Annotated in this window: 8 protein-coding genes; 4 read left to right on the top strand and 4 right to left on the bottom strand. The window is 47.0% G+C overall.

Annotation, left to right across the window (positions count from 1 at the left end):
* Positions 1-44: 44 nt before the first annotated feature.
* Positions 45-2,051 carry a hypothetical protein gene (locus KQI32_RS01935; protein WP_216423721.1) on the bottom strand — a complete coding sequence of 669 codons (2,007 nt, stop codon included), beginning with the start codon at positions 2,049-2,051 and terminating at the stop codon, positions 45-47.
* Positions 2,052-2,206: 155 nt separating this feature from the next.
* Positions 2,207-3,568, bottom strand: coding sequence for an MATE family efflux transporter (locus KQI32_RS01940; protein ID WP_177689893.1), 1,362 nt, complete (start codon positions 3,566-3,568; stop codon positions 2,207-2,209).
* A 279-nt stretch (positions 3,569-3,847) separates the two neighbouring features.
* Here KQI32_RS01940 and KQI32_RS01945 point away from each other — a divergent pair, with 279 nt between their 5' ends.
* The 4 genes from KQI32_RS01945 (at position 3,848) to KQI32_RS01960 (ending at position 9,731) form a co-directional block, all read left to right on the top strand.
* Positions 3,848-4,549 carry a TrkA C-terminal domain-containing protein gene (locus KQI32_RS01945; protein WP_216423722.1) on the top strand — a complete coding sequence of 234 codons (702 nt, stop codon included), beginning with the start codon at positions 3,848-3,850 and terminating at the stop codon, positions 4,547-4,549.
* A 17-nt stretch (positions 4,550-4,566) separates the two neighbouring features.
* Positions 4,567-5,406, top strand: coding sequence for an HAD-IIB family hydrolase (locus KQI32_RS01950; protein ID WP_177689887.1), 840 nt, complete (start codon positions 4,567-4,569; stop codon positions 5,404-5,406).
* Positions 5,407-5,995: 589 nt separating this feature from the next.
* A complete protein-coding gene (locus KQI32_RS01955; protein ID WP_216423723.1) occupies positions 5,996-9,376 on the top strand; it encodes a phosphodiester glycosidase family protein in 3,381 nt (1,126 codons plus the stop codon).
* 28 nt (positions 9,377-9,404) lie between these two features.
* Positions 9,405-9,731, top strand: coding sequence for an HAD family hydrolase (locus KQI32_RS01960; protein ID WP_216423724.1), 327 nt, complete (start codon positions 9,405-9,407; stop codon positions 9,729-9,731).
* Between the two features lie 355 nt (positions 9,732-10,086).
* Here the strand turns inward: KQI32_RS01960 and pnuC are convergent, their stop codons facing one another.
* Both pnuC and KQI32_RS01970 read right to left on the bottom strand, forming a co-directional pair.
* A complete protein-coding gene (pnuC, locus tag KQI32_RS01965) occupies positions 10,087-10,818 on the bottom strand; it encodes a nicotinamide riboside transporter PnuC (RefSeq protein WP_216423725.1) in 732 nt (243 codons plus the stop codon).
* 304 nt (positions 10,819-11,122) lie between these two features.
* Complete coding sequence (locus KQI32_RS01970) at positions 11,123-12,817, bottom strand: 2-isopropylmalate synthase (protein ID WP_216423726.1); 1,695 nt, start codon at positions 12,815-12,817, stop codon at positions 11,123-11,125.
* Positions 12,818-12,822: the final 5 nt, after the last annotated feature.

The raw sequence follows: 12,822 nt of genomic DNA on the forward strand, positions 1-12,822 counted from the left end.
TTTTTTTACAAAATACCATCTGTTTTATGTAAAATATGCACAAACTAATTTTTTTTCGCCCGGTACAGCTTCGTCCCCTGGCTGTAATACAGATTCCCGTCATTGCCCAGCGCCAGTGTCTGAACCGGAATATCATACTGCTTCACCGCATAGGCTTCCGTATCCACCAAAGTCAGCTTGCCGCCCGCATTGCTGTATAGAATACCATCCTCATCAAACGCCATGCAGTAAGGCCGCCAGGTCACCTCGGAAAGTTTCCAGCTCAAACCTCCCGCGTCGATCTGGTGCGAAACCTCCAGCGTGTTTTCATCCAGTGTAAAAATCAGGCCGGAGGAAATGCACCAAAGTTTGCCGCTTCTATCAAAGCGAATACCGCCCAGATGCATCACGGGTGTATCATATCCCGGAAAGCGAACCTCTTTTTTCCTTATCACCGTACCTGCCTCCAAATCAAAGACAAACACGCAGGCCTGCCGCGCCTTGGGCACACTTCCCAGACCGCCCCAGATACCCGTTGTGCCGTAAACCAGACCGTCTTTAAAGCACAGGCTGGTAATGGTTTGGTCTTCAATCAGATTTTCATATACCTTCTTTTCTTTGGTTTCCGTATCATATACCGTGAGAGCGCCCCCTACAACCCCATAATCCGGTACGGTTCCGATCACCAATTTTGTTCCCGCCTCACAGAGCGCAAAGGGTCTGTCCTGCTTATGCCCCACCATGAAAATGGGCTTTGGATTTTCATCTGGTACATAAGGTTTTTGATAGTCATATTCCCAGATAGCCGCCCGGGTGTACACGCCGAAATAGAGCTTTCCGTTACAGACGCAGATCCCTTCGGTCTGACGAACCTTGCGGTATGCGTACTCCTCTGTCTGCGGGTTGAAGGACAGCGCCTGAATCCCCATATAAGTTCCCAGAACAATCTCCCCGTCCCTTCCGGTATTCATCGCATGAATTGGCGTAGGATTTTTTGGCAGATCCACGTCCGTCAAAAATTCAACCGTTTTGTTCTGCAAATTGATATAAACCGGACAGTTGTTGTCATAGTTAACGGTGATCAAGGTTTCCCCGGGATAGCGCGTTTGATCCTCCAGACGGTAAAATCCGCCGCCCATAAATCCGTTTGCATAGTCGTACGCGTCATCCCCTTCGGGAAATTTCAGATAGCAAATACCGGTATCGGATACTTGATAGGTATCCAGATCCACTGCCCGCAGGTTTCCGTCCTCCCCGGCAAAATAACATTTGTTCCCGTTGGGCTCGCTGACATGCTGGCCGCCCAGACCGGGTTCGCACACCTTCATCCAGCGGTTTTCCCCCGTGTGATAACAGAGCACGTAAAAACGCCCTTTCGTGGTTTTTACCACCGGAAAAAGAAGCTTTCCTATCTTCGTCATGTAATAATACAGACAGATGGCCTCCCCCTCCGCAAAAGGCAGAAAATCCGGCGGGAAAATGGTTTCTTTCCGGCCGGATGCGATGTCCAGACACACCATTTTCGGATGCTGGGAGCGGGTTCCCGCATACACCTTGCCGTCTATGTATACACAGGACTGGGCATACATTTCTCCCTCCGCCGCACAGCCCAAATCCTCAAACTCTTTTTTCTGCGGATCATAACAAAATATTTTTCCGCTCGGATAGGTTCCCCCGTAAACACGATCTGCTTCGTCCACTGAGAGGTGATACAGCGCGTGCTCCCCAAAGGGGCTGCCCAACGGCCGCAGCTGCTTATCCTCGGCACTGTAGCAATACAGCAGTCCTGGATAGCCAAAGGGCGCCATATACACATTGCCCTTTTGATCTGTGACATGCGTCCAGCAGGTGGTTGTCTCCGCTCCATCATCGCCGGAATCCTGCCGGATACAGCGGATCGCCTTCTTCCGGTTGACATCAAACGCCACAAAGGTGGACGGTGTCCCCGAAACGGAGAAATAAAGCATATCCCTCCCGTCCTCACAGCCTTTCACTGCATGCAGAAGAAAGGAGTTCTTGACCGGCTCGCTTAAAAACTCCGTCGTCCTTTCCAGTTTTGTCTCCCTATTCATTTTTGCACCTCTTTGTTTCTTTTTATCGCAAAATAGTGGTAATTTTATTTTATCATAAAGCCAAGATTACAATATTACGTTTCTATTAAAAAATCATATCAAATCGGTTACAAGTTTGCGAGCCACCGGGAAAGAGAAAAAGCAAACTGTGGTTTTTACTGCTGTTTTTCCGGTGCGGATCCATCCCTGCATATCCTTCCAATGCTGAGCAGGAACACCGTGGTGGTGGTCAGCGCCGCCGTGATATCGGAAATGGGTTCCGCGATAAAGACGCCGTCCACCCCCAGAAATTTCGGGAGAAGAATGGCCAGCGGGATAAGCAGGACAATCTTTCGCAGCAGTGCCATGCAAATCGCTGTTTTCGCCCGCCCCATTGCAATAAACGCATTCTGGAGGGAAACCTGAGCTCCCATCAAAAAGGTTCCTATCATAAAAATCCGCATGGATACAACCGCGATATCCATCAGCGCGGGATCCGAGCTGAAGATCCGGATTATGACTCGGGGAAACAGTTCAATCAGCAAGCACGCCAGCACCGACGCAGTCATACAAAGGGTAAAAGAATATTTCACAGTCTTTTTCACCCGATCGTAATTCTTCGCGCCGAAGTTGTAACCGATAATAGGCTGTGCCCCCTGCGTGAACCCCTGCAATGGAAGCGTAAATATCTGAATGGTACTGCTTAAAATAGTCATTGCGCCGACATACAGATCGCTGCCGTAAAGTCGAAGATTGGTGTTCAGGGTAATCTGCACCAGGCTTTCGGTGGACTGCATGATAAAGGGCGCCATGCCCAGCGCTGTGATTTTGCCAAGCAGACGGAAATCGACTTTAAAATATTTTGTTCGGATACGGATGCCGGTCTTTTTTCCAAACAGAAATTTCAGCACCCAAAGGGCGGAGACAAACTGGGAAAGGATGGTTGCCAGCGCAGCTCCCTGCACACCCATGCGGAATCCGAAGATCAAGATCGGATCCAGAACGATATTGGTAACCGCCCCGATCAAAACTGTCAGCATCCCGGTTTTCGCAAATCCCTGGGCATTGATAAAATTGTTGAGCCCCAGACTCAGCTGTACGAACAGCGTGCCGATTAGATAAATTGTCAGATAGCTTTCCGCATAACCGATGGTATCGTCACTGGCCCCGAACTGGTAAAGCAGAGGCCGCTTAAAAATCAGAAACACCGAAGTGAGGATCACGCTGATTCCCACCAGGGTGACAAACGAATTTCCCAGCAGCTTTTCCGCTTCTCTCCGATCTCCTTTTCCCAAGGCAATGGAAGTCAGAGGAGCGCCGCCCATCCCGATAAGCGCACTGAACGCGGATACCAGCAGGATGATGGGAAAGGTCAGTCCTACCCCGGTCAGGGCAAGGGTCCCTTCCTCAGGGATATGCCCCAGATACATTCGGTCCACAATATTATAAAGCGCATTGATCAGCTGTGCGACAATCGCAGGAATCGAAAGCTTTATCAGCAATTTTAGAAGGTTGCCCTCCGCAAATTCCTTATCCATATTTTTCGTCAAAGTCTTCACACTCCAGTCTCTTTTTATGTATTTGCGGGCTGAATCCGATAGAGCCGACTGCACAACGGTACAAGGGAACCACTCCTGTTTGAAACCAATTCTGCGTCTGCAATGGCTTTGCTTTTCGTCAATTTCGTTTTGCTGCCATTCCGTCACAAAAGACTTTTTTCGCTTCAGCCTTAAAATATTATTTTAAAGGAATTACGCATGCTTGTCAACCGGATGTCATATCATTTTAAGAGATGTCTTTGCAAAGGAGAAATGAAAATGGAAATCAACATGGCTATCCTGGTTTTTTTCCTGCTTCTGTTAATCTATACCTTGATGTCGGAAGCCTTTACCGTAATGTTCCGCTTAACCGGCATGAATACGGAAAAAGCCCGCTTTCAAGTGATCTCCATGCTGACCAACAGCGGGTTTACCACAAACGAAAGCGAACTTATCTTAAAAGATCCCCTGCGCAGGAAACTTGCTCTGCTCACGATGCTGTTCGGATATGCTTTCACTGCCACCGTTGTCTCCATCGCCATCAATGTTATCCTCCGGCTGAATGAATCGAAAGATTTCGATATTCTTCGGTTCATTCTGCCATTCCTTTTCTGGGGCTGCGGCTTTTTGCTTCTGATCCGGACACGGTGGATGCGGCGCCAATTTGACAAAATGATAGAAAGTTTGGGAAACCGTATGATTCATTCTGGAAAAAACAAAAATTCTGTGATAATATTAGATTATATTGGGGAGTTTGTCCTTGCGGAGGTGCAGGTCAACCGCCTGCCGGAGCCGCTTCAGGATAAAACCATCAGCCAGGCTTCCCTGAAGGAACGGTATGCCATATCTGTATTGATGGTAAAGCGCCCCGGCATTTTAGTATCCAATGTTTCCGGAGCGGTCAGCGTCCGCCCGAGAGACAGGCTTATCCTGTTCGGGCCGCCTTCCAGCATTCGGAGTCTGTTTCAAAAGACCGATTGAGGAGTAAATAGAAAAATATGAAAAAAAGATTGTTTGTCACGGATTTAGACGGAACCCTGTTAAATACAAAGAAAGAAATTCCACTCTTCACCGCCCAAAGCATTCAAAAAATCGTGGAAAATGGGGATTATTTCACGGTTGCCTCCGCCAGAACACCCGCCACTGTTGTTCCCATGCTGTCGGGAATTCCGATCAACGCGCCCGCTGTGCTCATGAACGGCGTGATTCTCTTCGACCTGGAAAAGCGAAGCGCCCTGCGCGTGGAATATATTCCGAATCATACTGCCCTGCAAGTGGTACAAGCCTTTGAAAAACACCAGCGATATGGTTTTTTGTATCACTATGACCGGGATGAGATTGAGGTGCATTACCAAAATCTGAACACCCTCTGCGAACAGGAGTTTTACACCATCCGCAAAGGGAAGGCTTACAAAAAATTTGTTCAGACCGAGGATTTTTATCCCCTGATCGACGGCAGAGTGGTCTATTTTGCCGTGATTGGAGGCTATGAGGAACTGGAGCCCCTGAGCAAATCCATCGCAAAAATTGATGGAATCGACTTTGTGTTTTACAAGGACGTTTATGCGCAGGATGTCTATTATCTGGAGATTTACAGTGAAAAGGCAAATAAGGAAAACGGCATTCGGAATCTGAAACGCCTTGTCCCCTGCAGCCGCACCATTGCGTTTGGAGATAATTACAACGACATGGGAATGTTCCGTTGTGCGGATGAATGTTATGCGGTGGAAAACAGCGTGCCGGAACTCAAGCAAATGGCGGATGGCATCATCCCTTGCAATGAGGAAGAAGGCGTCGCGCAGAAGCTGAGGGAATTTTTGACGAAAGACACGCTTTGAGATCCGATAATCATTGTATGATTTTCACAAAAATATGTAATTCCTATAAAAATGAGATTTGACTTTTGTGTTATCTTCCTTATAATAAATACATAAGAATAAAAGGTTTGGGAAGGGGCAATTACCGGCTTAACCCTATAAGGGGCCCTGATTATATTATCGCATCACATGCACTGCCATCCATAAACGGTTCAAAAGCAATACCATGACTTTTTCGATAATGTTTTAATGTGCTTTCTCTTTTTTCGGCTTACTTAAAGCTCGTCGTTCTTATTGTCGCTCTGCTCTTTTTTTCTTTCCCCGATAGAACCGGGGGATTATTTCCACGCCTTAAGGCACCTTTCAGAAGAGGCCTGCAGGAAAAATACTGCGGGCCTTTTTGCATTGAAAAAGCAAACAAGGCTCAAACGTTTCATTTCTTGGACGAAATGATAAATATTTTGGACGATCTCAGAATTTTCATTTTGATTTGTTGAAACTGAATAATTCCGGTGATAAAATACAACTAAATCATATTGAAATTGCATATTTTGGATTTTCCCAATCTGAATCAAATTTATTATTTATTAAGGTAAAGGAGGAAGTGTTTATGAAGATGGGAAAGAAAACAATCTGTTTCATGCTCTCGCTGCTGATGGTATGCAGTCTGATGCTGCCGGGAATTGCAGCGGAGGAGGTTACGGAAGGAGATACGAACCTTGCGCTGAAATCAGCGGGATACGCTACGGTAAGCGGTTCCACAGCAGCATCGCTGGCTAGAATCAACGATGGTATTACAACAAAAGGCAATTTCTTTAACGCTGCAGCAAAAGACATTACCATTACTTTTTCTCTCTCTCAGCCAATGATTTTGAGCAAAATTATATTTTATGAGGAACAAAGTAACATCAAAAATTATACGATCGAGGCAGCTACGGATGCGTCTTTTTCTAACATTGTGCAAACCTTTTCAGGTACAGGAATCGGAACCTCGACAACCGAAGTAACCTCTAAAGATTTTATCTTCTCCGAGCCGAAAGAGGCACAGTATATCCGCCTTCAGATGGGTGCTACAAGCGCTAATAGACGTATCACAGAGTTCGAAATTTGGGGACATAAAAAACCATTAGAGCCCCTAGATCCCGATATGTTCAGCGGCGGAACGGGAACCGATGAAGATCCCTTTCTTATCTCCACCCCGCAGCAGTTTGATAACATGAGAGATTCCAGAGTTGCCGGAATGAGTTTCAAGGTGACAGCGGACATTGACCTCACCGAACTGACGGATGACTATGAACCCTTTGCCTTCTCCGGCAAACTCACAGGGGACGATTCGGAAAATCTGAAAACCATTCATGTGAACATCGACAAGCCTGCCGCTAATAATGTCGGGCTGTTCAGTGAGGTTTCCGACGGTGTGCAGATCTCCAATCTGCGTTTGACCGGCTCTGTAACCGGAGGTACCTATGTGGGCGGTTTCATTGGTCTTGGCGACGAAGGAACCTCTGCCAGTGCAAAGCTGGAAAACTGTATAAACGAAGCCGCAATAACCGGAACCGATACCGTTGGTGGCTTCGCCGGAAGAATTTATATCGGAACACACAACATTACGCTCAACAAGCTGATCAACAAAGGCACTGTAAAAGCAGACAAGAACGGAGCAGGGATTATCGCTGTGACCAAATCAACGCTTTCGGTTACCAACTGTGCCAATCTGGGTACGGTGATCACGACTGCAAGTGACGGAAAGGGCTCTGCAGGGATTGTCGCCTGGAACTACGGCTCGGTTTCCGGTTGCTATAACAGCGGAACCGTTTCCGGATTCAGCAATGTGGGCGGCATTGTGGGTTCTCAGTCCGCAGTCAATACAATTAAAAACTGTTATAACAATGGTGATATCATCAATACCAGCAAAGATAATACCGCGGGAGGTATTGCCGGATATGCCAGCAGGTCACTTACCATCCAAAACTGCTACAATACAGGAAAGGTCACCGACGGAGAGAACTTCAACCCCATATTCGGCAGCAACGCCAGCAGCATCACTGTTACAGTGAAAGACTCGCTGTACCTTTCCCCCAACGCACAGGATGACGGGCTGGACGGTACACTCCCCAAAAATCTAACCGAACTCGCAGCCGCTTCGGAATTGGGCAGCGATTTCGCAGCACCCGCCGGAACCTACCAGTTCCCGGAAATCATCGGAAATTTGAATCATTCCGGTTACAAGGTTTATACCGTGACGGTAACCGCCGGTGAAAACGGCACAGCGGAGCCTCTGGGCGCAAGCTATGTCAAAGGCGGCGATACCCTTACCGTGACGCTGAATCCCGCAGAAGATTATCAGGTTGGAACGGTAACCTTTAATGGCACAGAAATCCCCGGAGTAACCGTTACCTATACCACTGATTCGATTAAGGCGGATGCAGAAATTTCAGTCACCTTTGCAGAGAAACCGCCGGCGCCACCGCAGGTGGAAACCTATGAAAAGTTCTTTGTTCACAATGAAACAGACAAAACAGGAAGCGTGACCTTTGGAACGGTTGTTGCAGGAAAAGACTACACTGTGGAGGAATACGGTATTCTTTTCTCTATGACCGACAGCGAGCCCACCATTGAAGGAGGCGCAACCAAGCTCTCCGCGGACAAAGGCAAGCCCCTCACTGTCAACGGACATTTCGGAGTGGAGCTTTTGGGAGAACTGCTCAAAGGAAAAACTTATTATACAAGAACCTATATCATTCATAAAGACGCAGACGGAACAGTCGCACCGGCGTATGGAAACGTATCCACCGTCACATTGCCGAACTTTCCCGGAGAACCCACCATCACCGGCGGAACGGTTACCTCTTACAGCAGCTCCTCTCTGGCAGATAATGTGGATTTCCGTGAACTGAGCTTCACTTTGAATGACGAAGATCAAACGGTAAAATACATATCTTTTGACCCCGGCAATTATGAGCTTGTCCCGGTTCTTGCAAATGGCACCGTGCTGGGAGGTCAAACGGTTCTGGAGATGGCAAATGATTTGGAAGCCAAAGGATATGAGGTGATTGCCGGCATCAATGCGGACTTTTTTGATATGGACAGTGAGCTCTATGGTGCACCGCGGGGAATGATGGTAATCGACGGCGAACTTATCTGTTCTCAGTTGGAAAGCGCTGTCGGGGTTCCCACCCGCCACGGCGTGGGGATCACGGCGGACAACAAGCTGGCTCTGACACCGTTCAGCCAGTCGGTCAATAACTGCGGGCCGAAGCTGACAAAACAGCTTACGATCGGGGGAGCCTCCTTTGCGATTGCGACCATCAACCGTACAATGCAGTTTTCCAAAGGGAATTTTTCAGGTATTTCTCTGTTTACACGGCGCTATGCCGACAATATTACGGCAGATATGCTGGGAACAAACAGCTTGCTTTGTGAAGTGGAGGGCGGTAAACTGAATATCAACCAAACCGTCAGTCTGAAAGTGCTGGAACCCCTTGCGGCATCCGGCAGCTACGGCGCCTTGCCCGAGGGCCAGGTTATCGTCACAATGACAGATGACATTCCCTCGGAGACGCTGAGTCAGTTCCAAGGCCTACAAACAGACGATACACTGACCTTAACCCTTCAAATAAATGAAACCGACACCGGCTTTCAAAACGTCAAAACCATTCTGGGCTCCATGTACACGCCACTGATTGACGGGAATGTAAAAGAGTATGCGCCTACTGTTGTCGCTGGCAAAAAAGACTGTCGGATCTCTTTCGGCATCCGCGCCGACGGCACAATGGTTATGGCATATCTGAACGGAGATGACGAGCAATCCAAAGGTTTTAGCATTACGGAGGAAGGCAATCTGATGAAAGATCTTGGCTGTACGGACGCAGTCAATTTTGACTCTGGCGGATCCGCCTCCCTGATTCTGAAAAAGGACGGCATACTCACTGCCGAAGTCGCCTCCGAGAGACAAGTGGCGAACGCACTATTCCTTTGCCGGAAAAAATAGAAAAAGAGAGGCAGCAGCCAAACGTTTCATGAAAAAAGAGGATGATAAGCCACGCTCTCTAAAAACGGGTCCGCAGGAAAATTCCTGCGGACCCTCGTGTATCAAAATACATTTCTGTCTTTCCGATTTTCTGCGCCCTCGCTCCGTTAAAGGTAATCACAGAACCGCTGGGCGCGCCATTGCGTTTGGAGATAATTACAACGACATGGGAATGTTCCGTTGTGCGGATGAATGTTATGCGGTGGAAAACAGCGTGCCGGGACTCAAGCAAATGGCGGATGGCATCATCCCTTGCAATGAGGAAGAAGGCGTCGCGCAGAAGCTGAGGGAATTTTTGACGAAAGACACGCTTTGAGATCCGATAATCATTGTATGATTTTCACAAAAATATCTTTATTTTTTGTAGTTCCTCTCCGAAATTCAATTCTGTCAATTCGTATTATTTTACAAAAGTTTGGATTATTTTTTTACGAATTCGTCAAAAATATGGAATTATTTGTGATTTTCACAAAAATGGAAATTGACTTTTTCCTTCGTCCTCTTTATAATAAATATATAAGAATAAAAGGTTCGGGAAGGTTCAGAAGAGACCCGCAGGATAAATCCTGCGGGTCTTACGTATTTACAGAGCGCCTTTTGTTCTTTCCGATCGCAGAAAAGCTGTCTTTTTCTTCGCATTTCCCGAAACATTCCAATTTCCTACCCTTTCTCTAAAATTCAAGGTTGCCGTCAATCACTGTATTGATGTTTATTTCTTGCCGTTTCTGTATTTTTGACCAATTTATATATCCATAGATATCATTCGCTAAGAATATTACAAAACAAATCACAACGGACAAATACGACAGGTCACAAAGTGCCGCCAATACCCATAAAACAATCAGCACGATATCATTAGCGGCATAGGCCACAGCATAAAAAGCGCTTCTTCTGAAAGTCAAATAAACGGCAAGGAAACTGGTGGTAACGGATATGGTACTTGGTATTAAATTAGCTGTATGAAAAGCAGCCAGAATATAATAAAATACAAAAGTAACCACCGCCGTCAGTATAATCATAAAGGGAATCTCTTTTGCTTTAAGACGGTTTACCTTTACTTCTGTCTTGTTTCCGTTATATGGATTTCTCAGCCATGAAATAAATGCGAACACAGCCATTGGAGCAGTCATTCCCAAATACGTTATCATCTCTCCGTAATAGGCAAATGTAAAAGAGATTACGCCATATAAAATACTGAATAGAATCGTAAGAAGCTGTCCAAACGGATTCCCTTTTGCGTTAAAAATCAATGAGGTCACGCCTATCAAAGACGCAGCAATGGTCAAAAAATTTTCTCTGTCGAATATCCAAAAGGATGCTGCAATAACCATAACCGATATACACCACAACGCAGCTTCTCCTTTTGTAAAGTAACAAACCATAGATTTCATCTTCGATAGCATATAAAATACCTCCAAAACAAAAATAAGCATCCTTATACACATCTTCAAAGACCTAACGATGTGTAACGAATGCTTTCACTTACCTACCCGGTGGCAGACCATTTATTTTGTTGCTGCTATGATATCACATTTACAAGATAAAGTCAATAAGAGGATGTTTCAAAATGTCCGGAAAGCAACAGAGACCCGCAGGATTTATCCCGCGGGTCTTACGGGTTGCAGCTAGCTTTTCATGATCTGAAACGATTCTCCACCTTCAGCGCTTAAACGTTTTTCCACAGCATAATGCAAGATCAAATTTCAATCACTTTCCATGAAATGCTGTCTTTTCCGAAACCGGTTCCTTTACCATCCGGTTAACCGCGCTGAACAGCGCCTTGACAGAAGCCGTCATAATGTCGTTGTGAACCCCAACGCCCCAATGGGCGTTGCCCTTCTCATCAGAAATACCGACGTAAGCGACCGCCTGGGATTTGGAGCCCAACTCCAGCGCATGTTCTTTATAAGTCAAATTTCCGTAGCTGACACCCAGATTTTCCTGTATGGCGTTGCTGGCGGCGTCTAAAGTGCCATTGCCTTCCCCCTCGATGCATCGGTTCATACCGTTTATCATCAAATCGATTTTTATGTGGACAGATTCGTTCTTCCGATAGGTATAATTCTCCATCTTAAACGGTATTTCTATGTTGACATACATAGACTGGAAGATGCCATAGACCTCATCCGGCATAAGTTCCTTGTGCTGATGATCGGAAACGCTTTTGACGGCGTATCCAAAGCTTTCCCGCATTTTTGGAGGAAGCTCGTAGCCGAATTTCTGTTCCAGCAGATAGCCAATCCCCCCTTTTCCGGACTGAGAGTTGATGCGGATCACATCTCCGTCATACTCTCTTCCCAGATCCTTGGGATCTACCGGCAGATAGGGTACCGTCCAGTGGGAAGGTTTCTTCTCCTCCCACCATTTCATGCCTTTGGCTATCGCGTCCTGGTGGGACCCGGAGAATGCCGCGAACACCAGTTTTCCCGAATAGGGCTGCCGTTCATAGACATGCATTCCCGTCATTTTCTCGTAGACCGCTACCACTTCGGGCAGATTGCTGAAGTCCAGCTTCGGATCCACGCCGTGGGAATACATGTTCAAAGCCATGGTCACAATATCCACATTTCCAGTGCGCTCGCCATTGCCGAACAACGTCCCCTCAATCCGATCGGCGCCTGCCAGCAGACCCATCTCGGAATCTGCCACCGCGCATCCTCGGTCATTATGCGGATGAAGGGAAACGATCACGTTCTCACGGTACTTCAGATTTTCGCACATGTATTCCACCTGGCTGGCATAAACGTGGGGCATAGAGTGGGAAACCGTGACCGGCAAATTGATGATCACTTTATTGTCCGCCGCCGGCTTCCAGACATCCAGCACCCGGTTGCAGATTTCCAGCGCAAACTCCATCTCCGTACCGGTAAAACTCTCAGGAGAATACTCAAACTTAAAGTTTCCCTCTGTTTTCGCCGCGTAATCCAAAAGCATTTCCGCTCCGGAAACCGCAATGTCTATGATTTCTTGCCGGGACTTTTGAAACACCTGTTCCCGCTGTGCCACCGAGGTGGAATTGTACAGGTGGACAACCGCCTGTTTTGCGCCTTTCAGCGCTTCAAAGGTTTTTTGGATGATGTGTTCCCTGGACTGAGTCAGCACCTGAACCGTCACATCATCGGGGATCAAATCTTTCTCAATCAGTGTTCTCAGAAATGCATACTCCGTCTCCGAAGCAGCCGGAAATCCCACTTCAATCTCTTTAAAGCCCACCTTGACTAAATATTGAAAAAATGCAACCTTTTCTTCCAGCGACATGGGGACGATCAGGGACTGGTTCCCGTCCCGCAGATCCACACTGCACCAGATCGGCGCTTTGTCCACATACTCCTTTTCCGCCCATTTCATACAGGGTTTGGGCGGCATAAAATAACATCTTGCATACTTCTCCGCGTTTTTCATTGTCA

The organism is Acetivibrio sp. MSJd-27 (genome assembly GCF_018918095.1).
Lineage (GTDB): Bacteria > Bacillota > Clostridia > UMGS1840 > HGM11507 > HGM11507.

Coding starts and splice junctions, on each gene's coding strand:
- KQI32_RS01955 (WP_216423723.1), top strand. CDS start 5,996: ATGAAGATGGGAAAGAAAACAATCTGTTTCATGCTCTCGCTGCTGATG.
- KQI32_RS01950 (WP_177689887.1), top strand. CDS start 4,567: ATGAAAAAAAGATTGTTTGTCACGGATTTAGACGGAACCCTGTTAAAT.
- KQI32_RS01940 (WP_177689893.1), bottom strand. CDS start 3,568: ATGGATAAGGAATTTGCGGAGGGCAACCTTCTAAAATTGCTGATAAAG.
- KQI32_RS01945 (WP_216423722.1), top strand. CDS start 3,848: ATGGAAATCAACATGGCTATCCTGGTTTTTTTCCTGCTTCTGTTAATC.
- KQI32_RS01960 (WP_216423724.1), top strand. CDS start 9,405: ATGAAAAAAGAGGATGATAAGCCACGCTCTCTAAAAACGGGTCCGCAG.
- KQI32_RS01935 (WP_216423721.1), bottom strand. CDS start 2,051: ATGAATAGGGAGACAAAACTGGAAAGGACGACGGAGTTTTTAAGCGAG.
- KQI32_RS01970 (WP_216423726.1), bottom strand. CDS start 12,817: ATGAAAAACGCGGAGAAGTATGCAAGATGTTATTTTATGCCGCCCAAA.
- pnuC (WP_216423725.1), bottom strand. CDS start 10,818: ATGCTATCGAAGATGAAATCTATGGTTTGTTACTTTACAAAAGGAGAA.